The sequence below is a fragment of the Nitrobacter sp. JJSN genome (assembly GCF_051912485.1).
Classification (GTDB): Bacteria; Pseudomonadota; Alphaproteobacteria; order Rhizobiales; family Xanthobacteraceae; genus Nitrobacter.
The window spans coordinates 121151-145967 of sequence record NZ_CP196822.1 but is presented as its reverse complement, the minus strand read 5'-3'; the positions used below and the strand labels follow the sequence as shown (position 1 = coordinate 145967).

Below are 24817 nucleotides of genomic sequence, written 5' to 3'. Positions count from 1 at the left end.
TGTTATGCACACCGGATATCTCCGGAGGTTGTCATGCTCGTGCGATCTGGTTTTGCGATTGCAATCCTTGCCGCCACGTTATCTGTCGCCGACGCACAGGCACCAGCCGACCCCACCGGCATCTGGTTGACACAGGCTGGTGACGCCAAGGTCCGTGTCAGCAGATGTCGCGGCGGAATGTGCGGCGTTGTGGTCTGGTTGCGCAGCCCGATCGATCCCGCGACTGGAAGGCCTGTCGTCGACGACAAGAATCACAACCCGGAGCTGGCCAAGCGGCCGATGATCGGGCTGCCGCTGTTCCACGGCATGTCGCAAAGCGGCCCAAACAAATGGTCCGGCACGATCTACAACGCCGATGACGGCAATAGCTACGCCAGCAACATCTCTGTCGCGGGACCCGGCGCGTTGCGCGTCGAAGGCTGTGTCGGCGCATTGTGCGGTGGAGAAGTCTGGACGCGTTCCCACCGCTGAAGGCCGGGCCGACGGTATTCGGCTAGAGCCTTTCCGCTTCTGATGGAATCAGAAGCGGGGCTCTATGATTTTGATTTGACGCGTTTTCTTCACGGGAACCGGTATCCACTTCGCTCGAAAACGCTATAGCGCGTATTCCGGAAAAGTAGATACCGGTTTTGCGATCAGAATACGCGCAAGTTATTGATCGAGAATATTTTCTTAACGGCTAACCGGATCCCACTTAGCCGGAAAATGCTCTAAAGCCTTGTGCTGCGCAGTCGAAGCGCGTTGCCGACGACGCTCACCGATGACAGCGCCATGGCCGCCGCCGCCACGATCGGGGATAGCAGCAGGCCAAAGATCGGATAGAGAACGCCGGCCGCGATCGGAATGCCAGCGGCATTGTAGATGAAGGCGAAGAACAGGTTCTGCCTGATATTGCGCATTGTCGCCTCGGAGAGACGACGGGCGCGAACGATCCCACCGAGATCGCCCCCGAGCAGCGTCACGCCGGCGCTCTCCATGGCGATGTCGGTCCCGGTGCCCATGGCGATACCGACATCAGCGGAAGCGAGCGCCGGCGCATCGTTGATGCCGTCTCCGGCCATCGCCACGACATGTCCCTCATTCTGAAGTCGGGTGACGACGGCGCTCTTCTGCTCGGGAAGAACATCCGCCTCGACATCGGCGATGCCGAGCTGCTTTGCCACCGCGTTGGCGGTCGTGCGATTGTCGCCGGTCAGCATAATGACCTTGATGCCGTCGTCTGCCAGCGCTTTCAGGGCCGCCGGCGTCGACGGCTTCACGGGATCGGCGATCGCGAGCAGCCCGGCCAGCTTGCCGTCCACTGCGATGTTGAGGACGGTGGCGCCGTCGGCGCGCAGTTGTTCGGCCCGGGACTCCATGTTCTGCACGGCAACGTGCCGCGATACCAGGAACGCCGCCGAACCGATCAGCACCGTCCTGCCCTCGACCGTTCCGGTCACGCCCTTTCCGGCCGGCGCGTCGAACTCCTGCACGTCGGTCAGAACCAGATTGCGTTGCTTCGCCGCGGCCACAATGGCATCCGCCAGCGGATGTTCGCTGGATCGCTCGACGCTTGCAGCAAGACGCAGCAGGTCGTCTTTCTGAAAGCCTGCTGCAGCCTCGACGGCGACGAGCCTGGGCTTGCCCTCGGTCAAGGTGCCGGTCTTGTCGACCACCAGCGTGTCTATCTTCTCCATGCGCTCGAGCGCTTCGGCGTTTTTGATCAGGACACCGGCCTGCGCACCGCGTCCGACACCCACCATAATCGACATCGGCGTGGCGAGACCGAGCGCGCACGGACAGGCGATAATCAGCACGCTCACCGCCGCAACCAGGCCGAACGCCAGACGCGGCTCGGGTCCGACGAATGCCCAGACAGCGAATGCCACGACGGCCGCAGCGATCACGGTGGGCACGAACCAGCCTGCAACCTGATCGGCCAGGCGCTGGATCGGCGCGCGGGACCGCTGAGCCTGCGCGACCATCTGCACAATCCGGGACAAGAGCGTGTCACGCCCGACCTTCTCGGCCTGCATGACGAAGCTTCCAGACCGGTTGATAGTGCCGGCGATTACGCTGGCGCCCGCCTCTTTGCTGACCGGCATGGATTCACCGGTCACCATAGATTCATCGAGCGACGACCTGCCCTCGGCAATGTTGCCGTCCACCGGCACCTTCTCGCCGGGGCGAACCCGGAGCCTGTCTCCGACGGCCACCTCGTCGAGCGCCACGTCATGGTCCGCGCCTGACAGATCGACACGGCGCGCGGTCTTCGGCGCGAGATCGAGCAGCGCCTTTATCGCGCCCGACGTTGCCTCGCGCGCGCGCAGCTCAAGCAGCTGCCCGAGCAGCACCAGGATCGTGATGACCGCCGCTGCCTCGAAATAGACCGCGACCGCACCGTCGTGTCCGCGAAAGGCCAGCGGAAACATCGTGGGCACGAAGGTGGCGGCAAGGCTGTAGACATAAGCAACGCCGGTACCCATCGCGATCAGCGTGAACATGTTGAGGTTGCGCGTCAGCAGCGACTGCCAGCCGCGCACGAAGAACGGCCAGCCGGCCCAGATCACCACCGGCGTTGCAAACGCGAGCTGAATCCAATTGGATAGCGTCGGCTCAACCCAGCCATGCGCTCCAACAATGTGCCCGCCCATCTCCAGCGCGACCACAGGCAGAGCAAGGACCAATCCAATCCAGAAGCGGCGCGACATATCCGCAAGTTCCGGACTGGGCGCATCGTCCAGCGACACCAGTTCCGGCTCCAGCGCCATGCCGCAGATCGGACAGGCGCCGGGCCCGACCTGTCGGACTTCCGGATGCATCGGACAGGTGTAGATCGTGCCTTCGGGAACGTCTGTCGGCGGCGGCGTCTTGGACTTGTCGAGATACGACTGCGGGGCTGCGGCGAATTTGGTCCGGCAACCGGCACAGCAGAAATGATAGGTCGTGCCGTGATGATCGAAGCTATGCTTGCTGGTCTGCGGATCGACGGTCATGCCGCAAACGGGATCGAGAACCTTTCCATGATCCGCGTCGACGGCGTGACCATGGTGAGGATCGTGACCAGGCGCGTCCGCTCCGTGAGCATGTGCCTTCGCAGCTTCCCCGCCGCAGCAACCCGACCCGCTTGATGAACTGACGGATGCGGGCTGCGCTTCAGCCTCACAGTCGCAGCCATTTTTGGACTCTGCCTGGTCTGCTCCGCTCATCCGGATCTCCGCAATCGGCCTTGCAGTATATACCCCTTCGGGGTATATACTGCGTATGCGCGACAATCTCAAGATATCCTGCCGGAAGCGCCTCAACCGTATCGAAGGCCAGGTGCGCGGCCTGTCCCGAATGCTGGACGAAGACCGCTATTGCATCGACATCGTGACGCAGATCTCGGCGGTGCGCGCAGCGCTTCGGCGCGTCGAGGAGGAAGTGCTGAAAGATCACGTCGCGCACTGCGTCGAACACGCAATCACAAGCGGCGACAAGGCCGATCAGCGCCGCAAGATCGCGGAGTTGATGGCCGTTATCGGCCGGGCGGATCGGTAGTTCCAGGGGGGACGGAGGCGCCACCTACGACGAGTTCGAGCCGTACTTCGATCGCTTCGAATATGTCTGCGGGCTTTCAAGGCCAGCAAGCAGAATATGTCGTTTCCGACCTCAGCCCGCCGCGCGCATCGCCCGCAACGACCCATCAGCTATTGCCACCGCCTCACCGCAACTCTGGCCGCACGTCTCTATCTCGACAACTGTAATGCCTGTCACTTCACGGATGGCCATGGCGCGAAAAGCGTTTTTCCGCGCCTCGACGCCAACTCGCTGGTGACGACGACCGAGCCGGGCGGCCTCATTCCGATGATCCTGAACGGTGACGCCATGCCCTCCACGGCATCGCCGGCCTGCCCATCGAATACGGCAAGTCTGGCGGCAACCCGTGCTTCGGCTATGATTGTCGTGAAGCGCTTTGACGCTAACGGTGAAGCAATCCGCGGCGATCGCACGATTAACGGGGTTGAAGCCGAGGTTGTGCGTCGTAGCGTCTCGGACTACTTGGCTGGTCATCTCGCACGATCGCAATAACGCTGAACGGGGACGGCGTGTCCGGACCGCGATGGCGGCTACACCGTGATCTCTAGAGACCTCGTCGGGCTGCGCGATGGCGCGCAATAACGGCACCTGCGACAACCGGCCGAACATTCGATCCGACGCGCTCGAGAAGTCGATTTTGACGGATTGAACACCGATCTAACGGCGCCGGGCCTTGTTCAAGGAGTTTTGCCAGGAGTTCACCAGCAAGACCCGGGTGCCGAGATCATCCGGTCTTTGCCACGTCGATCTTGAGGGAGAAACGCTCACGATCGTGCTGCGCGGTGACTTGGTGGCGATCCAGCAATTTGTTGCGGCCAAGAAAAACCCGACTTCCTTTCGGAAGCCGGGGTTCTGGATGACTTGCTATCGCAAGCATCGGTGGTTGCGGGGATAGGATTTGAACCTATGACCTTCAGGTTATGAGCCTGACGAGCTACCGGGCTGCTCCACCCCGCGCTAAGTTTCTGCGCGCCTTCGAAAACCCATGTCGGGAGATGCTTCATCGACGCTCGAGGCGTCGACCAATTCCGTCCGGAGGCTTCTGAGAAGGCAACCCGGGCAAATGCCCGTGGTGCAACGCGTATGTACCAATACAGATTTGTTTTGGAAAGGCCCGCGGCTCATATTTTCTGAATTTTATGATGCCAGAGGCCAACCTATTTCGTCGGTCCTGTGCCTCCCGACAGGTTATGAATTAGCTTTGCTCTCGATTACACGGCTCCCGCACATCGTCCGGATTGGATGCTTCCATTCGCACAGCAACCTGCTTCATAAATTCCAAGTCCATACGTATTCAAGCCACCGGGCTCCGAATACCAAATCCGGCCGTAGGCCGGAGGAACGGCGGCCTTAGGGAAATCTGCGCTGTGCCGACTAGCGAGGACTAAGGGCGGGGATCAGGCTACTGGCGAGCTTCCTCACCAGACCGATAAAGGCTGCCGTCCAGGCCAGCAGCGCCGCGTAAATGAACACATCTGCAATGGGGCGCAGGAAGTCCAGTCGCATGGCGCTGGACATCTCGTAGGTGCACGCCGTGTACATGCCTAGCGGAAAGACCGCGCTCCAATACGCAGGATCGTATCTGAGCGGAAACCGTCGATAGAAATGCCGCCAAACGACCAGGACGATAAGCAGTGGAATCCACCAGGTTCCAGCCGCCCAGAAGAAGATCGTGAATCCCTTGAGAAAGGGGAGCAGCTCATCAAGAAACCATGCATCCGCTGCATTCTCAATCAACACCGAGCCGGCGAGCGTCGAGATCGCCATCGCGCCCATGTTGATCCAGTACGAGGGCACGAAATCGGCGGGCGAGAACTTGAAGAACATGTAGCGATAAAAAATCAGCGAGATGATCGAGATGTACATCATGCCGCCCCATAGCAACATCGACAGGGCGAGAAAATTGACATCCAACCTGAGGGGCTGGCTGATGTGTCGCGCAAGAAGCGCGCTGAGAAGCGATATTGCTTGCGTCGAGACAACCGCGAGCAACCAAGCCCCGGTGATTCCCTGATCGATCGTCGGCTTTGTCTCCATGATCGTCAGGTTGGCGAAAATCGTGTAGGTTAGAATGATCCAGAGTAAAATGCCGAAAATCCAGAGTCCCAGCGCAAGATTTAACGCACCAGCGAGTATCAGCTGATTTGCCATCACGCCCGTGGCCGCCACGGCGGAGAGAAATCCTGGCGCCGATCGATGGTCTGTCAAATCGGCAATTAGCGCTCGACGATAGCGGACGAGCCGCCACGATGTGAGAACCCAGAGCACTACAAACTGCGTACCATTCAGCCACAGAAGGACGACAGCGATGGGATGGAAGCCAGCTCGTTCCGAGGCGATGGACACGATCCCTGTGGCCATGACCAACGCGAAATAGGCCGGTGAGAGGCGACGGGCGCCGCGCATGCGAAACCGGAAGCGACGTTTCGATTGATCGAACGGCTGCACTAGACTTTGTTGACCTTGAGCTCAAACACCGCCTCGGCGCTACCGCCCCGTGACCGGGGCGGTAGTGATGTCTTTGAATAAGCCAACTTCACATCGGAAATCAGCTCAGGGCCGACTTCAATGTGCAGGAACGGCGGCTGCAATCGCTGCACTGACCGGCTTCACATCTCTGAAGCCGACGCGCGAGAACGACACGTAGAACGCGGCGATGTTCATTACCGCCCAGACGACAAACCCCAAGGTGTAGCCACCCAGCAGGAAGTTGCTCGCGGCCAGGATCGCCGTCATCGTGAACCCGCAGGCCGCTCCGGCCGCTTTCGCCAGTCCGCTGACCGCGCCCACATGCTCAAAGTAGATCGGGATCAGCTTGATAACTGCCGCCGCGGCGGCACCCGACAACAGCGCCAACCCATAGATGGCGACCAACTCCAAGCTCAGTGAAACCTGCAAGGCCAACAACACAGCCAGAATGGACATGGCACCGAACATCCAGGTCAGAAGTGATAGAACTTCGTACCGGTCGGCCAGCCAACCGCCGAGCGGCCGGGTAATGGCAACGCAGACCACCAGAAGCGGGGTGTAAAAGGCGGAAGCGCTGGTAGGATTCACGTGCCAATAGTCAACCAGATAGGTCGGCATCGTGGACGCAAAGAACACCAGCGTGCCGAAAGCCACCCAGTAAAGGCCTGGCACAAGCCACACGACCACGCCCGAACGGTATACGGCGAAGATCTCCTTCATCGACGTATTTTTAAGTTTTCTGTTCGGTGGGTCCGATGTGAAAAACATGTAAACCGCCGCCATCAACAGCGTGGGAATGGCGAAGATCGGGAAAATGATACGCCAGCCGTCCGCGTCATTCGCGTCCACGAGGTTCGTAATCACGAACGTAACGGTCATCATACCCACGGTAATGCCGATATTGCCAAGGGCGAACAGCCCCAAAGCCATGCCCTGCTTCGACTTCGGATACCAAGACGACACGTGAGCGTTACCGACCACGAAGGTCGCGCCTCCGAGTCCGAGCATCATTCCAAGAAACAGAAACGAATAATAACCCTCGGCATAAGTTCCGAAAATTAGAACGACCGAAAGGCAAACCAGCAAAACTGTGAACACGGTGCGGCCGCCGAACTTGTCAGTCCAGATGCCGAGCGGGATGCTGATGGCCGCAGCGAAAAGCGGCTCCATCGCCGCCAAGATGAGCACCTGCGTGCTTGTAAAATGGTACCATTCGATCAGAAAGGGGGCGAGCGCAGAAAACATCCCCCAAATCGCAAAACCAAGCGAAAACGCCACGGTCGAAATGAACAAAATCCTGGCGTTGCCCTTGGGCTCGTCCGTCGCATTAACCCCGACAACTGGATGTTCCACGGGTAGCTCCTGAAAAGAAATGTATCTAGCTGGTTCGTGCTGTAGCTTCAGTAAGGGCTATCTCGTTTCTTTGCTGGGTCTTCAGCTGCTGGCTTACCGCGGCATTCGTGCCAACCAGTTCAGCCGAGCCTCAACTTCCTCCTCATTACCGATACCGGCACATAACACTCGCCGGCGAGTTTTGCTCGCCGGCGATATTTAGGATCTTATCCTAAAGTTATTTTATCAGATTCCTGTCACTGCGCCAAGCGTTAGTGAGCCTGCCTTACGGTGTTTCTAATCTGAAGCTGATAGGGGCGCCACAGATACCAGAACGGGAACATGATCAGATGTACGAGCCGCGAGAACGGGAACAGGGCAATCACCACAAACCCGTTGAGCATGTGCGCTTTGACTGCGAACGGCAACGCGGAGATATAGTGCGTCTGCGGGCTCAAAGATACGAGCGAAATGAGCCACGGCACAGCGGTGTCGATATACCAGTCAGCACCCCAACGGTAGGCCAGCGAAACCCAGAAACCAAGCGCGACCTGCACAAGCAGCGCCACCAGCAACACGCCATCCATCGGACTCGTCACAGCGAGAATTCGCTCCGTCGTGAAGCGACGTACAATCAAGACGCAAAGTCCGATTAATGCGGCCAAGCCAAACGTAAAGCCAATTAGCTCGATCGTGTATAGAGCGGTCGGTGTGGCCGTGAGGCTCGCCCACATACCAGGAACCAAGAACCCGATCAGATGGGCAAACAGAACGACGACGATGCCGTAATGCCATGGCACCGAGCCCCAGAACAACTTCCGATTCTCCAACAGTTGGGAAGACAGAGTAGAATAGGAGAAACGGTTAGTCCGGTACCGATGAACACCCCCGAGAACCGCAACCACGACTGCCAAGTATGGCAGAACCGCAAACAGGAACACGTCATACATAGAATTTGCCTCCGTCACACATGGGATATGCCTCTCACGCCCGCCAATCTAGCAGGTCGTCTGCAGCGACCTCCGCGAGTGGCTTGTAAACCTTGAAGTGTTGCCGTCCGGCCTCCGTCCAAAACACAACATGCGTCTCAACCGGCGGACAGCCAGGATCGGAACATGGAAGCTCCGACACCATGATGGTCTCGTCTTCGTCGAGATTGAATCGCTCGCGCGTCCAACCAAGCACACGCTCCTGCTCCACTGACCGATCGGCCAGCTTCTTCGTCATGCCTTCATGTAGCAACAGACGAAGAGCATCGAGAACCTGATGGTACGGGTGCGTACGTTTTTCAACTTCTTCGATATCGTAATCTTCGCTCATAGCCAAAAGAAAGCCACCCTCGAGAACGTCACCCTGGCTCTGGCCGGACATCTGCTTCCGATCGTCCTTTTGGGTCTGTCCTTCAGCCGCCTTTCGTGCCTCGCGCTGCTCATCCTTCAGCTGCTTGCGCAATTGCCTATCATCCAGCTTTGCGCGCTCGATACCGGTGTCGCCATCGATATCAGCGTGGCCGTGCTCGTGCCCATCAGTTTCCGGCTTCGTCGTCATCCGCTCGAGCGCCGGCAACAGCCCTTTGTTCAGCAGCGCATCGACATCCTCACCCTCGCTCTGCGCCGCAAACCGCAGCACGATCGACAGGCGATCCGGAATTTCAGACGGGTCGGATTCAAATCCACCCGTGCGGTAGCTCTTCTTGAGCTCGACCAAAAAAATGCTGCGTTTGTAGTTTTCACCGAACAACTGATAGCCGACATAGGGGTGGCATATCGAGTTCAGGTCAAAAAACCCGCTATAAACCTCCTGCAACCTCCCGACCGCAGTTTCCTCGGCAAAGCTTCGGAAGCTCTCCAGCAGAGCAGCCGCTTGCGGCTGCACACCACGAACCAGCGCGGCACATTCGGAAGCCTTCCGTTCCAAATCCAGCTCGGGATAATCGAGGATGTCAGCGAACAACCCCAAAACCTTGGAGCGATTCGAATACAAAACCTCTGCGCGGTGCGAAAAGCGACTCATGGTCTTCTACAAAGACTCTTCTACAGAGAACGTTGTGATAACAAACCGACTACGCCTACACGAGCCGGGCGGCTGCGCGAGACTCGGTTGGGCATTGATACCCAACCGCTGTCTCGCGCACCGTAGTTTCGAAGAGGGACTATGGTCCTCTCGCCGGATCGGTGTGGAAGCCGACGCCGACTGCGCCCTTGCGAATCGGATAGTTGTGCGAGACCGGATCGAGCTGCGGGAACAGCGCATCAACCGCTGTCTCACGCTCCATCGGCGGCACCACGAAGCGTTCCTCAAAGGTCGGCATCGACGTCAGCCGCCAGATCGCCTCGACCTCGGCCGCGGTGGTCTTGCCTTCGGCCAGCGCCCGCTGTACCTCCTCCTGCGGGATGTCCTTCACCTTCTTCGAGCGCATATACACGCGGACCGCGACCAGCTTCTTGTAGACGTCTTTGATGATCTCTTCATTGCCACCCGACAACAGGCTCGCCATATAGCGAAGCGGGATACGCGACCGCTCGAGCGAGCTCATCAATGGGCCCAACCGTGATTCCGAGGCAATGTTGTCGTACACACCGTTCTCTACCTTGGCGAGAACCGGCCCCAGCGGCGGCACGTAGAACAGCATCGGCAGCGTGCGGAACTCCGGATGCAGCGGCAACGCGATGCCCCACTTCTTGACGAACTGGAAGACCGGCGACTTCTGCGCAGCCTCAATCTTCGCATCTGGGATACCGTTGGCCCTGGCGGCCGCGATGATCTCCGGATCGAACGGATCCTTGATGATGTTCCGCTGCGCCATCACCAGCTGGTCTTGCGGCGACTTGGCGGTCTCCTCGATCGCATCCGCGTCGTAAAGCACCAGACCAATATACCGGATGCGTCCTACGCAGGAGTGGAAGCATGCCGGGGGCTGGCCGCTCTCAAGGCGCGGATAGCACAGGATGCACTTCTCGGCCTTGCCGGTCGACCAGTTGAAGTAGGTCTTCTTGTACGGGCAACCGGAGACGCACATGCGCCATGCACGGCAGCGCTCCTGGCTCACCAGCACGACGCCGTCCTCGCCGCGCTTGTACAGCGCGCCTTGCGGACACGCCGCGACGCAGCCCGGATTGAGACAGTGATTGCAGATGCGCGGCAGATAGAAAAACACCGTGCTGTTGATCTCGTTGATCTGACGCATCTCCTCATCGGAGGCGCCGTCGAAGTTCGGATCGTTGTTCGCGTAGACCTGCGAACCGCCGAGGTCGTCGTCCCAGTTCGGACCCGCCTCGATGGTGTCCATGTACTTGCCGGTGACCATCGAGATGGCGCGCGCGGTCGGCTGCTCGTCGGCCAAAGGCGCGTTGATCAGGTTCTGATAGTCGTAGGTCCATGGCTCGAAATAGTCGTCGAGCGTCGGCAGATAGGGGTTGTAGAAGATGTTGCTCAGCGTGCCCCACTTGCCCTGCAGCCGCAGCCGCAGGCTCTTCTGCCTCTGGCCGTCGACCACCCAGCCGCCGCGGTATTTGGTCTGGTCTTCCCAACGTGTCGGGTATCCCGTACCCGGCTTGGTCTCCACGTTGTTCCAGTACATGTACTCTGTGCCCTTGCGATCGGTCCAGATATTCTTGCACGCGATGCTGCAGGTGTGACAGCCGATGCACTTATCCAAGTGAAAGACCATCGAAACTTGAGCTCGGATGTCCATGTTGTAAGTACTCCTTCGTTCCTATGGCTTCGTTCTTATGGCTAAATTTTAGATTATGGCTTCGCGCTTATGCGTTGCCGGTGTCATCGACTGTGCCAGGCTTAGATGTTCCGACTGGCTCGTCACTCGTCCGCTTGCGCCGCGAGTCGACCGTCGCTTGCGCGGCAGCCAGAGCAAGTCCATCACCCATGCTGGCCATCATTGGATCGGTTTGCTGGTGTCCTGCCGGAGTTGGAGTATCGCGCACTGCCACGATGCTGCCCTCAAACTCAAGCGTCATTCCAGCAAGCGGGTGATTGGTATCAACTACCACGTACCCGTTATCCTCATCGACCTCGGTGACCATCACGTTCTCGACCCGACGCTCATCGTCGCTATGCGCGAGAAAACACATTCCCGGCTCGATTTGTTCAACACCGCCAAACGTTTCAGCGGGTACCCGCTGCTGCAACGCTTTGTCTCGTTCCCCGTAAGCCTCCTCGGGAGGCAACGTCACTTCAAAGCGATCGCCGGCCACCTTACCCTCGAGCGCTCGCTCAAGGGCAGGTAACAGACGTCCACTCCCGTGCTGGTACTCCAACGGTTCGTCGCCCCACACAGCTGACCGAATGTGACGAATCTGACCGTTGGTACGCAGGGTGTAGTTAATGGTCACGTATTTCCCGACGCCAACCCGCTCAGGCGCACCGAAATGCGCCGGAGTTGGTCCATGATCATGATCATGATCATGTTCATGATCGTGATCATGCTCGTGCGTCGTGAGATCGCCTACCATTCCAGCTTCTCCATCTTACGCAAGACGATGTGGGTGTCGCGCGTAAAGATACCAGTCGGACCCCAGTAGTTGAAGCCGTACGTGAACTGGGCATATCCACCGGCCAGAAATAGCGGGTTGATACGAGTGCGCGTCAGACTGTTGTGACCGCCACCGCGCCACTTACGCTCCTGCGACTTCGGAATGTACACCGTACGCTCGACCGCGTGGTAGTACATGCAGGTGCCAGGCTGAATTCGCCGGCTTACGTTCGCGCGGGTCACGACCACACCGTTGTCGTTGTAGACCTCGACCCAGTCGTTATCCTCGATACCCACCTTCTCAGCGTCCCTGTCATTGATCCAGACCGGATCCATGCCGCGAGACAGCATCAACATACGATGGTTATCTTTGTAGGTGGAGTGAATGTTCCACTTACCATGCGGCGTGATGTAGTTCAGCACCAGCGAGCGGTCATCCACCCGGCTCTTCACGATATCGCCGGTCTTGCGCGGGTTAAGCCGCGGCTTGTAGGTCGGGATATGCTCGCCGAAGTCGAGGTACCACTGGTGGTCGAGGTACAGCGACTGCCGGCCGGTCAGCGTCCGCCACGGCACCAGACGTTCCACGTTCATGCACCAGGCCGAGTAAGCACGACCATCATTGGTCATACCCGTCCAGCAGGGGCTCGTGAGAATCCGTCTCGGCTGACGTGTCAGATCATAGAACGTCGTAGAGACGCCCCTCGTGGGTTCCGCAATGTCGACCAGCGGGAGGCCGACATGATGCTCCTCATTATGGAAGCCCTGGTAGCAGACCTCGCCGTTCGCTTCCGGCGCACACATCAGCAACGTGTTGCAGGCGTCCAGCACGTCCTCGAGGCTCGGGTACCGCTTGCCACCCCACTCCACACACCGCATATGCCTTGGATCGGGCATCGGCATGATGGGATTGTCGAGCATCTGGTCGTACTGCTTCTTGATCGGAATCTGCACACCGACCGCAGAAACACCATCCTCCCGCGCCTTCGGTCCGAACGAGATGAACTTGTTGTACAAGTTCGCATAGTCTCGTTCGACGATACGCACGTGCGGGAAGGACTTGCCCGGCACCGGCTTGCACTCACCCTCGGCCCAGTCCAGAATTTCCGGCTGCGCCAATTCGTCCGGCGTGTCATGCATCAGCGGCTGAACGACCACGTCACGGAACGGCTTCGCAAATGCTAGCGGAGACAGCTCGCTGACCTTCTTGGCGATCAGCTTAAAAATCTCCCAGTCCGTCTTGGATTCCCACACCGGCGGAACCGCCTGCCCCAGCACATGCAGAAACGAGTGCAGGTCCGTCGTGTTGAGATCGTTCTTCTCGTACCAGAAGGCCGTCGGCAACACGATGTCGGAGTACAGCGCCGTCGTGTTCATGCGGAAGTTGATGTCGATAACGAGGTCATACTTCCCGCGCGGAGCGGTGTCGCGATACTTAACGGTAGTCGTCTTGCCTCTCGCCCGATCCTCGGCGATCGAGTTGTCGTGCGCTCCGAGGTAGTGACGCAGGAAGTACTCGTGCCCCTTGGCGCTGGACTGCATCGCGTTACCGCGCCAGATGAACCACAACCGCGGCCAGTTCTCCTCAGCATCGGGATCTTCGATCGCAAAATTCACCTTCTTGCTGGCGACCTGATCGACAACGTGAGTTACGATGTCGTCAGTCGTCTTCGCGCCAGCACGTTCGGCTTCTGCTGCGAGCTCGATCGGATTGCGGTTGAAGTGCGGGGTGAACGGCATCCAGCCCGAACGCACCGACTTCGCCTCGAGGTCGATCGCATGACCCTTGGCCCAGCGCGGATTCGGCGCCGTCAGGCCGTATTCCGTGAACTCCTGCTCGTAACGCCACTGACAGCTATGGGCATAGTGCCAGGTCGACGACTGCACGACCCGCGGCGGCTTGGTCCAGTCGAGAGCCATCGCAATCGTATTCCAGGGCGCAACCGGCGCAAGCTTTTCCTGGCCGACGTAGTGGTTGATGCCGCCACCGTTAACGCCGCAGCAACCGCACAGGATCAAAGCGACGGTAGCCGACCGATAACAGAGGTTGTTGTAGTAGAAGTGGTTGGCGCTGGCGCCCACGATCACCATGGACTTGCCATTCGTGAGCTCTGCGTTGGTCGCAAACTCACGCGCAAATCTGATAACCGTTTCGCGGCCGATACCGGTGTGCCGCTCCTGCCATGCCGGTGTATACGGCGCATCCTCATCGTCGTAGCTGGTGGCGAACGAACCTTCCAGGCCGCGGCTGTGACCGAACTGCGACATCATGATGTCGAAGCCGGTCGCGACAAGCACGTCACCCTTGTCCGTTGCAATGCGCTTCACCGGCACGCCGCGCGAGACGACGCGGCCGTTCGAGAAGTCGTCGAAGCCGACCTGCACCACCCCATCGGAATGATCGAGGAAGCTCAGCACCGGATCGATCGGACTGTTGTCCAGGGTATCTTCGGCAGACAGGTTCCACTTGCCGTGCGTGGACCCCCAGCGATCGCCGACCTGCCCCTTGAACGCACGCGGTTCGCCGCTCTTCTCGTCAAGGACGAGCATCTTCCAGTCGCCGTTTTCGACATCCTGGTAGCGCGCGACACGCTTCGAACGCAGCAAGCGTCCCGTCTTGTACGTGTTTCCGTTGGGCTCCAGTTCCACCAGGAACGGAAGGTCGGTGTAACGCTTGATGTAATCGACGAAGTACGGAACCTGACGATCAATGTAGTATTCCTTGAGGATGACGTGATTGGCCGCCATCCACAACGCCGTGTCCTGCCCCGCCTGAATCGGAATCCATTCGTCGCAGTATTTGGAAATCTGACTGAAGTCAGGCGAAAGAACCACGAACTTGGTTCCCTCGGTGCGCGCCTCCGCGATGAAATGCACGTCGGGGGTACGCGTCATGTTCATGTTCGCAGCCATCGAAACAATGAACTTGGAATTGTACCAGTCCGCGCTTTCGCACACGTCGGTCTGATCGCCCCAGATTTCCGGGAACGACGTCGGCAGATCGGCGTACCAGTCGTAGAAACTCATGTTCACGCCGCCGAAGAGCTGCAGGAAGCGCGAACCTGCGGCATACGACAGCATCGACATCGCCGGGATCGGCGAGAAGCCCATCACCCGGTCCGGCCCGTGCTTGCGCGCGGTGTACAAGCAAGCCGCAGCAATCAGCTCGACCAGCTCTTCCCACTTGGCGCGACGGAAACCGCCCTTGCCGCGGGACTTCTGCATGCGCAGACGCTTTTGTTCGTCGCCGACCAGCGAAGCCCAAGCCTGCACCGGATCCGGATGCGAGGCCTTTGCTTCCTTCCACATGTCGTAAAGCGGACCGCGGACGTATGGATACTTGATCCGGATCGGGCTGTAGACGTACCAGGACGCGGAGATACCACGCTGGCAGCCACGCGGCTCGTAAGGAGGCAGGCTGCGCTCAAGAAGCGGGTAGTCGGTCTGCTGCATCTCCCAGGTGATGATTCCGTCCTTGACGTAGATCGCCCAGGAGCAGCCACCGGTGCAGTTCACGCCATGCGTGCTGCGGAAGACGTTATCGTGGGACCAGCGGTTGCGGTAGAACTCTTCCCACTTGCGCTCCCGGGGGTTAACGAGGTCAAGAATCCAGCTCATTAGTGTCTCCTCGGTGCGTTCGTCCGGCCGCGAGGCCTATTACCGTCAGTACCCTTAAATCTACCAATCCAGCCGTCAGCATACGTACCCGTAAACCAACCACCGTTGTAAGGACCAGTGCTTCGTCCAGTCGTAGGCGTGGCCATCATCGGACGCCGCACCCCGTACTTCAACCGATTGCGCCACCGGAAGCCCATGATCAACAATAGAATTGCAGCACCCAGCCCGGTCAGACCCGCCAACTGCCATATTGCAGAGGCCGAACGCACGGCCAGCCCTTCCTGAGCAAGGAAGGCGGCCACATCTGCGCGTTCCTGCGGGGTCGGCGGCTGCTTCGTCCATACCGCCTTCATGGTCGGCGTGGGCAAGCCCGCAATCCAGGAGCTCAATCCATTCGCTCCACCGAGACGCTTTGCCACTTCGGTCAAATCCGGGCCAAGGTGTCCGCCGCCGAAGGCTCCGAGGCCGCCGGTGCTGTGACAAGCCATGCACGGCGGTCCGCCGTTCGCAAAGCGTTCATTGCCGGTGAAGAGCTCTTTGCCCTTCTCGGCATCCCCCTTGAGGGCAGGCGCCGCAGCGGCTGACGATGCGCCACCGCCACCCGAACCCAGAAATGCAAGAATGTTGTCAACTTCGGAGGAGCTAAGGCCCAGGTTGGGCATCTCCATGCCGTTATACTTCTTGAGCAACTCGACCGCGATCGGATCTTTCTTGGCGATCACCGCATCTGGCGCCGTGATCCATGCGTGCAACCATTCGCTGGAGCGCTCTTTCGTGACGTTTTTCAGGTCGGGACCAACAAGGTCCCCCCCGCCGACGGAGTGACATGCACTGCACGTCTTATCGTCGAATAGCTTCTTACCTGCCGCTGCATCGGCTGCGTTAGCCACGGTCGGCAACGCTGCCCATATGGCTGTAGTCGTAGCTAGCGCAACAAGTGGCATTAATCGCCATGACGCTAGGGGCTTTTTGCTCATGATCCCTCGTCCTCAGATCCATATGATCGGGCGGGCATTAAATTGATGTTAAACAGACGTTTCCCGCTCGTGACCCGCCGTTCTCAGACCCACATGATCGGCGACGGTAGGTTTATGCTAGACTAGAATCGTTAGAAAGCGCAAGGGCGTTGATCTCAGAAATGTGTATTTTTTTCGCCCGCGATTAAGCACCGGATACCATACGATCAGTGATATGCAGCAGCCGAGACCGATGCTCGGCGACACCTTGTTTTCTAGGCCTGCGCGAGCGCATCTATACCCTCGGCGCACGACTTAGATTGCGCTTCCTGCTCAGCAACTTATCAAGTACTTACACGCAAATCGACTGAGAAAAACACCGCGACATGGGCACGCGCTATGGTGAGACCCATTATCCGCACCCCATGCGTTGACGGATTTGAGCTATCTGAGACCGCCTCGAAGAGGTTTGCCTCGCGAGATCGCTCGAACCGCCTTCACGCGCCGTTTTATTTGTTCGAAGTGCCCCAGCAGTGCTGACAAAGGACGATGGTGACTTGCCAGAAACAGCCGGACCGTTGCGACTCTTGGCCGCGCCACGGCACCGAGGCACTGCAACCGCAACGAAAAAAACGGCAATCCATCAAATACATTGAAGCCCGGCACGGAATCCTCAATCATGTGCCGAAATTCCCTCCCCACGACCTAGGAGAACATCATGGCTAAGTCGCGCTTGCCCGCGTTCCTGGAGGACCATCCGGGTCTTGGCAGTCTTGGCAACGTGGAAGTACCGCGACTGAAACTGCTTCAGGCCTCGTCACCCGAGCTTGCTCAATCTGACGACGCCAAGCAGGGCGAGTTTTGGCACAGCCTGCTCGGTCGAAGTATCGGATCGTCCATTCGCATTTGCCCAGTTTTTATCAACTGGTGCTTCATTCTGTGGCGTCCGCGGGAGGCGGGAGGCGGAATTCTTGCTCGCGCCGACGACGGCAAGCATTGGACGCCCGCCGATACCGAGTTCAAGGTCAAGCTCAAGAGCGGCGACGAAGTGACGTGGCAGACCGGCCGCTCGGTGGCGGCATCGGGTCTGAGTAAACGGGGCAGCTATAATCCGAACGATCCCAATTCGCCGCCTGCCGCCACGCGCATGTATTCGGTCGTATGCTCATTTCCGGATCACCAAAATTGGCCGCCTGCGGTGCTGACTTTGCAGCGGACCTCCATCAAGGCTGCAACCAAGCTGATCGATCAATTGAGGGTGCTGCGCGCTCCGTCTTTTGGCGTGATTTTGGAAATGTCCTCGGTCAAGGACGAGTCTCCATCCGGCGAGTTCAATAACTACGCCTTTGAGCTGTACGGGCCAGTAGAGGACAAACCGTTCTACGAGGAAAATTCCAGACAATACCGTTTTTTCATCGAGCACGGCCTCAAGGTGAAAGACCTTGAGGGCGCACAAGACGACTAGCCTGGCGATGAGGCCGTGCGGGCATCGCACGCGGCGCGTTTGAGGACGGACATTGGCTAACGCCGTTTGTGTACGGCCAAAGATTCGCAGAGCGACCGGTTTTACTATCTTGGATAGCCGCACTCTTTGGCGAAACAACGGGAGGCGTGACGCTGTGGTCGCTGCGCATTCCGCACCTTTGCTTCTTCCTCGCCGGAGCGCCGCTGATCTACAGTTTGCTCAGATCCGTTACCGGCAAGAGTGCCGCAAATTTTGGCGCCCTTTGCTGGATCAGCATGCCTGTCGTCGCGCCCAAGTTCATCCGAACCCGACATTGTCCTTTCAGTCTTGCTGTTTTGCGCGTTTTGCGTCTGATGGAAAGGAACTCACGACGAGCGTATAACACCAGGGCGATGGCTTTGTATTAGCGTTTGATCGCCCTCTCCGGCCTAACGAAGGGGCCGCAGGAAGCTGTTTACTTCACTCTTGGTGTTGGCGCTTACTGGTTGCACTGAACACCTCGGCGATCACGATTTTGCTCTCCGATCACAAGCGGGCTCTGTCTGAACTGCATCGACAAGTGTCGTCTCCGGGAAAACTCAGTATAAGATCGTCGAGATCATCCCTCCGGGATGACCCACGCGAATCTCATTACCGGCTGCGTTCATACCAGCCTCAGGGGTCACGACAGCAGCCGAGCGTGCCCCGTTTCGTCGGCTGTTGGCCTACTACGGGCGACGACCCGCCGAGCGGCGGATGACGTCTCGCGGCCATGCGTGACCGTTCAAGATCAAGCACAGACGACATCACCCTACGTCATAAATTCATGCGTATCTTCAATAATATACTATGATATAATGTCGATCTGCGCGACCCGCCCGCAATTTCAATTGACCTCGTGGTCCTACCCGGTACTCTCGAAAAAGCCGGAGAATGCTTCGCCCAATTCCGTCATAAATCGCGACAGCACCCCTCCCTATCCGAAGACCCATTGATATGCTCGGTAAGCTGACGATTGACGCCCTGCCGTTTTACAGCGGCATCGCCATGGCAGGTGCGCTGACGGTCGTGTGCGGCGCACTGGGCGTGATCGCGCTCATCACGTGGCTCGGTCGATGGCGCTATCTGTGGACCGAATGGCTGACGAGCCTCGACCACAAGAAAATCGGCATCATGTACGTGACGCTGGCGCTGGTCATGCTGGTGCGCGGCGTCATCGACGCCCTGATGATACGCACCCAGCAGGCGCTCGCATTCGGCCCGCACGACTATCTGCCGCCGGACCATTTCGATCAGATCTTCACGTCACACGCCACCATCATGATGTTCTTCGTGGCGATGCCGTTCGTGCTCGGCCTGTTCAACATCGTCGTTCCGCAGCAGATCGGTGCGCGCCGTGTGGCGTTTCCGTTCATGAACTCGGCGGGCCTGTGGCTGACCGGGTCTAGCGCCGCCTTGGTGATGATCTCGCTGGTTGTCGGCAAGTTCTCCGCCGCCTATTGGACCGCTTATCCACCCCAATCGGGAGTGCAGCTCAGTCCGGGCGTTGGCGTCGATTACTGGATCTGGGCAATCCTGCTCAGCAGTGTCGGTGCGATGCTGACCGGAATCAATTTTCTCGTCACCATCGTCAAGCGGCGCGCGCCCGGGATGCAACTGATGACGATGCCGCTGTTCACGTGGTCGGCACTGTGCACGAGCATATTGATAATATTCGCCTATCCGTCCTTGATCGTTGCCGCTGCACTGCTTGGTCTCGACCGCCATCTCGGCATGCAGTTTTTCACCGGCGGCGAAGACGGCAACGTCGCAAACAACGTCATGAACTATGTCAGCCTGTTCTGGATCTGGGGTCATCCCCACGTCTACATTCTGATTTTGCCGGCGTTTGGCATCTATTCCGAAGTTGTGGCGACATTCTCGGGCAGGCGACTATTCGGCTACACCGCGCTCGTCTACTCCACTGTGGGCATCACCGCGCTATCGTTCGTCGTCTGGCTGCACCATTTCTTCACCATCGGTTCCGGCGCCGACGTGAACGCCTTCTTTGGCAGCGCGGCCCCGCTCATCGCTGTGCCGACAACCGTGACGATCGTTGCCTGGATACTCACAATGTATCGCGGCCAGGTACATTTCTCGGTGCCGATGCTGTTTACGCTTGGGTTTATCGTAACGTTCCTCGTAGGCGGCATGACCGGCTTTTTGTTCGCGGTAGCACCGGCTGATATACACAACACCACTTTCCGGGTGGCGCATTTTCACAACCTGCTGATCCCCGGCGCGCTGTTCGGTTATTTCGCCGGCTACCAGTATTGGTTTCCCAAGGCTTTCGGCTTTCGTCTCGAGGAAAAATGGGGCCGACGGGCCTTCTGGTGCTGGATCATCGGTTTCTGTCTGGCTTTCATGCCGCTGTATGTTCTCGGCCTCATGGGCATGCCGCAGCGTCTCAATCGCACCGATGTAGCCGGCTGGCAGCCGTATCTCATCGTTGCTCAACTTGGTGTCCTCTTCATCGTGTGTGGCATTGCCTTCCTCGCCATCCAGATCGCCGTCAGCATCCGTGACCGCGCAACGCTAGCGGTCTCGAGCAACGATCCGTGGAACGGCCGGACGCTCGAATGGGCGACCGCCTCGCCGCCGCCGGCCTACAATTTCGCCGTCGTTCCGCACGTGCACGGCATCGATCCATGGTGGGACATGAAGCAGGCGGGAACGGCGGATCCAAAACCCGCTCGCTTTCACGACATCATCATGCCCGGCGATAGCAGTGCCGGAATCCTGCTTGGCGCGATGTCGTTCATCTTCGCCTTTGCAATGATCTGGCAGATCTGGTGGCTCGCCGCCGTTGGGGGGCTCGGCATGTTTGCTGCGGCGCTGTCGCAGACGTTCCATGATCATGCCGGGCATCGCATCCCGGCGAGCGAAATCGAATCGATCGAGAGCCGCCGCGCCCTATCTCCCGCACTCGCACTTGGGACGCCGACGTGACCGACGCCGTCATCACCGCCAATCACGGCGATGAAACCGAAGCCGAAGCAGCCCAATGCGCCATCGGGGAGAAGACTTACGGCTTCTGGCTCTGCCTGATGAGCGACGCGATCATCTTTGCGCTGCTGTTCGCAATCTTTGTGGTGATGGCGCATGACACCGCTGACGGACCTGCCGGACACACGCTATTCCGGCTCCCGCGCATCTTTGCCGAAACCATGCTGCTGCTGGCGAGCAGCGCGACCTTCGGCTTCGCCAGCGTTGCGATCGCCGCCGGGCAACGCCGGCGCGTGGTGGTCTGGCTTGGCGTGACGTTCCTGCTCGGATTAGGCTTCGTCGCCACGGAGATTTCGGAACTCTATAGCATGGCCGTCGCCAATGCCGGCCCGTCGCAAAGTCGTTATCTCTCGGCCTTCTTCACACTTGTTGGCACCCACGGCGCCCACGTCGGCGTCGGCCTGATCTGGATCGCGCTCTTGGGATGCGAGGTCGCGTTGCGCGGGCTGACTCCGTTCGTCGCCTCGCGACTGTACCGGCTGGGCCTGTTCTGGCACTTCCTCGTCATCGTCTGGATCAACATCTTCTCCTTCGTTTACCTGCCAGGGCTTCTCTAGCATGGCGGACGCGCCGCGATCGTCGGAAAGACCGAGCTTGCCGTGCCGCAAGGATGTCACCATCAGGTCGTACCTGATCGGTGTTGTTCTAGCGTCGGCGCTGACCGCAATTCCATTCGGCCTCGTCGCCGCTCGCGCGTTGTCGCCGATCCAGACCATTGTCGTCATCGGCGTTGCCGCGATTACACAGGTCATCGTTCACTTGCGCTACTTCCTGCACGTCGACTTGAAACCGTCGTCGCAGAATAAAATGGCCGCGCTCGGCTTCGCCGCCGTCGTGCTCCTCGTTCTGGTCGGTGGCACACTAGGGATCATGCTCAGTCGCTATTACCGCATGACCTAGGCAGCGATATACGACCGCGACATCTTGAGGAATCGGCATGGCCGACGGCGAAACTACTTTGCCAAGCCGCGCCACGACCGAATTCACAGTCCCTGCCGATCCAACAAGCTGATCGACGCCCGAACTTTCTGGCCGATGTCGGGCTTGGTGCCGGCGCGAACTTGCGACATCGTTATATCGACGATCCTTACAGCCCACACCTTACAATCTTACGTTGCATAGGCGCTGCTTTGTGATTTGTTCGGCCAATTCCGCGAGCGTATTTTCAGGAGATCAGCATAGGGAGGGCTCCACGTCGGGAGGAAAGAATGGCACGGAAGTACATCGACTGCCGGGAATTCCCGAGCGAGATGAAATGCACCGTTTCTATTTCGGCTGACAGCGAGGAAGAACTCGTGAACGCAGCCGTGCAGCACGCGACAGCGGTGCATGGCCAGCAAGACACGCCGGAGTTTCGCACGGAGGTCCGGAAAGCGATCCATCAAGGCACGCCGGCGGCTTGATGCCGGTGCTGTGGTGTCGAGACGAGGTCGCTCCGGCTGGCCGAGTCGGCCTTCACGTAACGCGATCGAGCAGATTTTTGCTGAACTCAAAGCCCCTTGGCAAGGCACCCGAGCGGCCTGTCGCAAGGATCTGGAAGCGCATCGGCATTAACGACGAAGCGTCTTGGCCGTCACAGCCGTTCGGAGAAACGGTGGCGCTTCATTCCATGTCCTGGATTCACATTTCGGGACGGGGTGCCCGGCATGAGTCGGGCGGGGAGCCGGTTTTGCACGGATCGCTTCGTCACGACGAGCTATGACGATCCGGGCCGGGTCCGGGGCAAATCGCCGGATGCGCGAGATGTTCGACCAGAATTCGCTGAGCGGCGACCGTCATTGAGTGGCAGGTCGGGGAAAATTTGCGAGCTACGTGGAGCGCCGCTGGCTGCGCCACCACGCGCCAAAGGTGAACCCCACCGCGGCGGCGAGGCCGAACCAGGTGATGGCGTATTGCAGATGATCATCCTTCAGATGCACCTCAAGCGGGCCCGGCTTCGGAACACCGCTCGCAGGCACCGGCGCCTCGAGGTCGATGTAGAAGGGTGCGACCTGTTCCCAGCCGAGAGCCTGCGCCATCGCGCCGATATCGCGGGAGAACCACAGTCGCTTGTCGCGAGCCGGTGACGGTGTCAGCAGACCGGCTTTCTCGGGGAAGCGGAGATAGCCGGTCATCGCGACAGGCTGGCCGGTTACCAGCGGGCTCACGGCGCGATCCTGCTGGCCACGATCCTGCATGGTGTTTTGCACGAAGCCGGTATTGACAATGACCGTGCCGCCGCCGGGCAGTTGCGCCGGCAGAAATGCCCAAGTGCCAAGACCGGTATCGGGACGAACCCCCGAACCGAAAGTGTAGATCATGGCATCGGGTCGCGACTCGTATGTCGCCGAAAAGCTCACGCGGCGGAATTCATCCTTGGGCGGCGACAACGCCGCCCAGTCTGCCTGGTTTGGCAAGCTGGAGGGTTTTTCGGCGAGGCGCTCGGAGAGGATGGCGATAAGGGCGCGCTTTTCAGTGCGGCGCTGCAGCTGCCATACGCCAAGACCGATCAACAGGGCGACCATGATCAGCGTGAAAAGAGCGAGGCCGAACCCGCCGCGGCTTTTGGCTTTTGTCATGGCGTATTTTTTCGGATGGATCGTCCTTCAGCGGCGTTGTGATGGAACTGGAGGCTGATCATGAGGGATTTCATGGCGCGGAGCGGCCACAGGGTGACGGCGAGGACGAGGGGGATCCAGAGCGCGGCGTGGAGCCAGAACGGCGGCTGATACTTGACCTCGACGATCAGCGCGGCGCCGACGACGATGAAGCCTGCGATCAGGATGATGAAGACGGCAGGTCCGTCTCCGGCATCGACGAAGGAATAATCCTGCTCGCAAGCGTCGCAGGAGGGGCGCAGCGTCAGGAAGCCGGAAAAGAGCTTTCCCTTGCCGCAGCGCGGACATTTGCAGGCGATCCCGCGCAGGATGGCCTGGGACGTTGTCGCCCGGGCATAAAAATTGGACATCAGCCATCCCCGTAAGAGAAAAGGGCGGCCACGCGGCCGCCCTTTATATGTTCAGCGTGTTTCGTCCCGATCAGTGCGCGTGCGCCATGGCCGCGGCGCCGTTGCCCCAGACGTAGATGCAGACGAACAGGAACAGCCACACCACGTCGACGAAATGCCAGTACCAGGCGGCGAACTCGAAGCCGAGGTGCTGCGTCGGCGTGAAGTGTCCGGCGTTGGCACGGAACAGGCAGACGATCAGGAAGATGGTTCCGACCAACACATGGAAACCGTGGAAGCCGGTGGCCATGAAGAAGGTGGCGCCGTAGACGTTGCCTGCGAAGCTGAAGGCCGCGTGATGATACTCGTAGGCCTGCACGCAGGTGAAGATGGCGCCGAGCGCGATGGTCAGGATCAGACCCCACTTCAGCCCCCTGCGATCGCCATTGAGCAGGGCATGGTGCGCCCAGGTCACCGTGGTGCCCGAGGTCAACAGGATCAGGGTGTTGAGCAACGGCAGGTGCCAGGGATCGAAGGTGTGGATGCCCTTCGGGGGCCAGACACCGCCGAACAGCGCCGCGCGCGTCATGTGCACGGGATCGCCCGGGAACAGCGAGGAGTTGAAGAAGGCCCAGAACCAGGCGACGAAGAACATCACCTCGGAGCAGATGAACAGGATCATGCCGTAGCGATGGCTGATCTGCACCACGCGGGTGTGGTCGCCCTTGTGCTCGGCTTCGCGGATCACGTCCGCCCACCAGTTCGCCATGGTGTAGAGCACGCCGACCAGGCCGGTGCCGAAGATGATCGGCGCGGCCGCGGTCAGATGATGCATCCACAGGATGGCGCCGACGGCCATGATGAAGGCCGCGGTCGCGCCTATGATCGGCCACGCACTCGGGTCGACAAGGTGATAATCGTGCTTGACTTGCGCCGTAGCCATTGCGGTCTCTCTCCGTTAGCGGTGCCGGCGGTATTGG

At 59.4% G+C, this 24817-nt stretch carries 22 protein-coding genes and 1 tRNA gene; 10 read left to right on the top strand and 13 right to left on the bottom strand.

Features of this window, described 5'->3' with window-relative positions; genetic code table 11:
* Nucleotides 1-33: 33 nt before the first annotated feature.
* Nucleotides 34-471: a DUF2147 domain-containing protein gene (locus tag ACSZOQ_RS00770; RefSeq protein ID WP_439924221.1), complete on the top strand. Its 438-nt coding sequence runs from the start codon at nt 34-36 to the stop codon at nt 469-471.
* A gap of 239 nt (nt 472-710) precedes the next feature.
* On the opposite strand, the gene ACSZOQ_RS00765 is transcribed toward ACSZOQ_RS00770, so the two are convergent.
* The gene (locus tag ACSZOQ_RS00765; RefSeq protein WP_439924220.1) at nt 711-3188 is read right to left on the bottom strand and encodes a heavy metal translocating P-type ATPase; all 2478 of its coding nucleotides are present in this window, start codon (nt 3186-3188) and stop codon (nt 711-713) included.
* Nucleotides 3189-3243: 55 nt separating this feature from the next.
* Here ACSZOQ_RS00765 and ACSZOQ_RS00760 point away from each other — a divergent pair, with 55 nt between their 5' ends.
* The 3 genes from ACSZOQ_RS00760 to ACSZOQ_RS00750 all read left to right on the top strand — a co-directional run bounded on the left by ACSZOQ_RS00760 (nt 3244) and on the right by ACSZOQ_RS00750 (nt 4453).
* The gene (locus ACSZOQ_RS00760; protein ID WP_439924219.1) at nt 3244-3519 is read left to right on the top strand and encodes a metal-sensitive transcriptional regulator; all 276 of its coding nucleotides are present in this window, start codon (nt 3244-3246) and stop codon (nt 3517-3519) included.
* 96 nt (nt 3520-3615) lie between these two features.
* Nucleotides 3616-4050 carry a c-type cytochrome gene (locus tag ACSZOQ_RS00755; RefSeq protein ID WP_439924218.1) on the top strand — a complete coding sequence of 145 codons (435 nt, stop codon included), beginning with the start codon at nt 3616-3618 and terminating at the stop codon, nt 4048-4050.
* Between the two features lie 181 nt (nt 4051-4231).
* Nucleotides 4232-4453, top strand: a complete 222-nt coding sequence (locus ACSZOQ_RS00750) for a hypothetical protein (RefSeq protein ID WP_439924217.1) — start codon at nt 4232-4234, stop codon at nt 4451-4453.
* Here the strand turns inward: ACSZOQ_RS00750 and ACSZOQ_RS00745 are convergent.
* The 9 genes from ACSZOQ_RS00745 to ACSZOQ_RS00705 all read right to left on the bottom strand — a co-directional run bounded on the left by ACSZOQ_RS00745 (nt 4439) and on the right by ACSZOQ_RS00705 (nt 16443).
* Nucleotides 4439-4515 (bottom strand) — tRNA-Met (locus tag ACSZOQ_RS00745). The two genes, ACSZOQ_RS00750 and ACSZOQ_RS00745, sit on opposite strands and share 15 nt — an antisense overlap.
* A gap of 417 nt (nt 4516-4932) precedes the next feature.
* On the bottom strand, nt 4933-6006 hold the full coding sequence (locus ACSZOQ_RS00740; protein ID WP_439924216.1) for a tellurite resistance/C4-dicarboxylate transporter family protein: 1074 nt from the start codon (nt 6004-6006) through the stop codon (nt 4933-4935).
* A gap of 117 nt (nt 6007-6123) precedes the next feature.
* A complete protein-coding gene (locus ACSZOQ_RS00735; protein ID WP_439924215.1) occupies nt 6124-7380 on the bottom strand; it encodes an MFS transporter in 1257 nt (418 codons plus the stop codon).
* Nucleotides 7381-7631: 251 nt separating this feature from the next.
* Nucleotides 7632-8309: a respiratory nitrate reductase subunit gamma gene (gene narI, locus ACSZOQ_RS00730; protein WP_439924214.1), complete on the bottom strand. Its 678-nt coding sequence runs from the start codon at nt 8307-8309 to the stop codon at nt 7632-7634.
* Nucleotides 8310-8343: 34 nt separating this feature from the next.
* Complete coding sequence (gene narJ, locus ACSZOQ_RS00725; protein WP_439924213.1) at nt 8344-9312, bottom strand: nitrate reductase molybdenum cofactor assembly chaperone; 969 nt, start codon at nt 9310-9312, stop codon at nt 8344-8346.
* 199 nt (nt 9313-9511) lie between these two features.
* Nucleotides 9512-11029, bottom strand: a complete 1518-nt coding sequence (gene narH / locus ACSZOQ_RS00720; RefSeq protein ID WP_439924212.1) for a nitrate reductase subunit beta — start codon at nt 11027-11029, stop codon at nt 9512-9514.
* 91 nt (nt 11030-11120) lie between these two features.
* A complete protein-coding gene (locus ACSZOQ_RS00715) occupies nt 11121-11828 on the bottom strand; it encodes an FKBP-type peptidyl-prolyl cis-trans isomerase (RefSeq protein WP_439924211.1) in 708 nt (235 codons plus the stop codon).
* Nucleotides 11822-15466, bottom strand: a complete 3645-nt coding sequence (locus ACSZOQ_RS00710; protein ID WP_439924210.1) for a nitrate reductase subunit alpha — start codon at nt 15464-15466, stop codon at nt 11822-11824. The genes ACSZOQ_RS00715 and ACSZOQ_RS00710 overlap by 7 nt, the downstream gene beginning before the upstream one ends.
* Nucleotides 15466-16443 carry a c-type cytochrome gene (locus tag ACSZOQ_RS00705; protein ID WP_439924209.1) on the bottom strand — a complete coding sequence of 326 codons (978 nt, stop codon included), beginning with the start codon at nt 16441-16443 and terminating at the stop codon, nt 15466-15468. Before ACSZOQ_RS00705 ends, ACSZOQ_RS00710 begins: the two co-directional genes overlap by 1 nt.
* Before the next feature lie 697 nt (nt 16444-17140).
* On the opposite strand from ACSZOQ_RS00705, the gene ACSZOQ_RS00700 reads away from it, so the two are divergent.
* From ACSZOQ_RS00700 to ACSZOQ_RS00675, 6 genes are all read left to right on the top strand, one after another.
* Nucleotides 17141-17887, top strand: coding sequence for a hypothetical protein (locus tag ACSZOQ_RS00700; protein WP_439924208.1), 747 nt, complete (start codon nt 17141-17143; stop codon nt 17885-17887).
* A 68-nt stretch (nt 17888-17955) separates the two neighbouring features.
* Nucleotides 17956-18294, top strand: coding sequence for a glycosyltransferase family 39 protein (locus ACSZOQ_RS00695; protein ID WP_439924207.1), 339 nt, complete (start codon nt 17956-17958; stop codon nt 18292-18294).
* 568 nt (nt 18295-18862) lie between these two features.
* Nucleotides 18863-20854, top strand: a complete 1992-nt coding sequence (locus ACSZOQ_RS00690) for a cbb3-type cytochrome c oxidase subunit I (protein WP_439924206.1) — start codon at nt 18863-18865, stop codon at nt 20852-20854.
* The gene (locus ACSZOQ_RS00685) at nt 20851-21468 is read left to right on the top strand and encodes a cytochrome c oxidase subunit 3 (RefSeq protein WP_439924205.1); all 618 of its coding nucleotides are present in this window, start codon (nt 20851-20853) and stop codon (nt 21466-21468) included. Before ACSZOQ_RS00690 ends, ACSZOQ_RS00685 begins: the two co-directional genes overlap by 4 nt.
* 37 nt (nt 21469-21505) lie before the next feature.
* On the top strand, nt 21506-21811 hold the full coding sequence (gene cyoD / locus ACSZOQ_RS00680; protein WP_439924204.1) for a cytochrome o ubiquinol oxidase subunit IV: 306 nt from the start codon (nt 21506-21508) through the stop codon (nt 21809-21811).
* Nucleotides 21812-22119: 308 nt separating this feature from the next.
* Nucleotides 22120-22314, top strand: a complete 195-nt coding sequence (locus ACSZOQ_RS00675) for a DUF1059 domain-containing protein (protein ID WP_439924203.1) — start codon at nt 22120-22122, stop codon at nt 22312-22314.
* A gap of 405 nt (nt 22315-22719) precedes the next feature.
* Here the strand turns inward: ACSZOQ_RS00675 and ACSZOQ_RS00670 are convergent, their stop codons facing one another.
* The 3 genes from ACSZOQ_RS00670 to ACSZOQ_RS00660 all read right to left on the bottom strand — a co-directional run bounded on the left by ACSZOQ_RS00670 (nt 22720) and on the right by ACSZOQ_RS00660 (nt 24780).
* Nucleotides 22720-23469 (bottom strand): SURF1 family protein, encoded by a 750-nt coding sequence (locus tag ACSZOQ_RS00670; RefSeq protein ID WP_439924202.1) that lies wholly within the window; start codon nt 23467-23469, stop codon nt 22720-22722.
* A complete protein-coding gene (locus ACSZOQ_RS00665; protein WP_439923587.1) occupies nt 23466-23858 on the bottom strand; it encodes a DUF983 domain-containing protein in 393 nt (130 codons plus the stop codon). The genes ACSZOQ_RS00670 and ACSZOQ_RS00665 overlap by 4 nt, the downstream gene beginning before the upstream one ends.
* Before the next feature lie 70 nt (nt 23859-23928).
* Nucleotides 23929-24780, bottom strand: a complete 852-nt coding sequence (locus tag ACSZOQ_RS00660) for a cytochrome c oxidase subunit 3 (protein WP_439923588.1) — start codon at nt 24778-24780, stop codon at nt 23929-23931.
* Between the last annotated feature and the right edge of the window lie 37 nt (nt 24781-24817).

Coding starts and splice junctions, on each gene's coding strand:
- ACSZOQ_RS00770 (WP_439924221.1), top strand. CDS start 34: ATGCTCGTGCGATCTGGTTTTGCGATTGCAATCCTTGCCGCCACGTTA.
- ACSZOQ_RS00765 (WP_439924220.1), bottom strand. CDS start 3,188: ATGAGCGGAGCAGACCAGGCAGAGTCCAAAAATGGCTGCGACTGTGAG.
- ACSZOQ_RS00760 (WP_439924219.1), top strand. CDS start 3,244: ATGCGCGACAATCTCAAGATATCCTGCCGGAAGCGCCTCAACCGTATC.
- ACSZOQ_RS00755 (WP_439924218.1), top strand. CDS start 3,616: ATGTCGTTTCCGACCTCAGCCCGCCGCGCGCATCGCCCGCAACGACCC.
- narI (WP_439924214.1), bottom strand. CDS start 8,309: ATGTATGACGTGTTCCTGTTTGCGGTTCTGCCATACTTGGCAGTCGTG.
- narH (WP_439924212.1), bottom strand. CDS start 11,029: ATGGTCTTTCACTTGGATAAGTGCATCGGCTGTCACACCTGCAGCATC.
- ACSZOQ_RS00715 (WP_439924211.1), bottom strand. CDS start 11,828: ATGGTAGGCGATCTCACGACGCACGAGCATGATCACGATCATGAACAT.
- ACSZOQ_RS00710 (WP_439924210.1), bottom strand. CDS start 15,466: ATGAGCTGGATTCTTGACCTCGTTAACCCCCGGGAGCGCAAGTGGGAA.
- ACSZOQ_RS00705 (WP_439924209.1), bottom strand. CDS start 16,443: ATGAGCAAAAAGCCCCTAGCGTCATGGCGATTAATGCCACTTGTTGCG.
- ACSZOQ_RS00700 (WP_439924208.1), top strand. CDS start 17,141: ATGGCTAAGTCGCGCTTGCCCGCGTTCCTGGAGGACCATCCGGGTCTT.
- ACSZOQ_RS00690 (WP_439924206.1), top strand. CDS start 18,863: ATGCTCGGTAAGCTGACGATTGACGCCCTGCCGTTTTACAGCGGCATC.
- ACSZOQ_RS00675 (WP_439924203.1), top strand. CDS start 22,120: ATGGCACGGAAGTACATCGACTGCCGGGAATTCCCGAGCGAGATGAAA.
- ACSZOQ_RS00670 (WP_439924202.1), bottom strand. CDS start 23,469: ATGACAAAAGCCAAAAGCCGCGGCGGGTTCGGCCTCGCTCTTTTCACG.
- ACSZOQ_RS00665 (WP_439923587.1), bottom strand. CDS start 23,858: ATGTCCAATTTTTATGCCCGGGCGACAACGTCCCAGGCCATCCTGCGC.
- ACSZOQ_RS00660 (WP_439923588.1), bottom strand. CDS start 24,780: ATGGCTACGGCGCAAGTCAAGCACGATTATCACCTTGTCGACCCGAGT.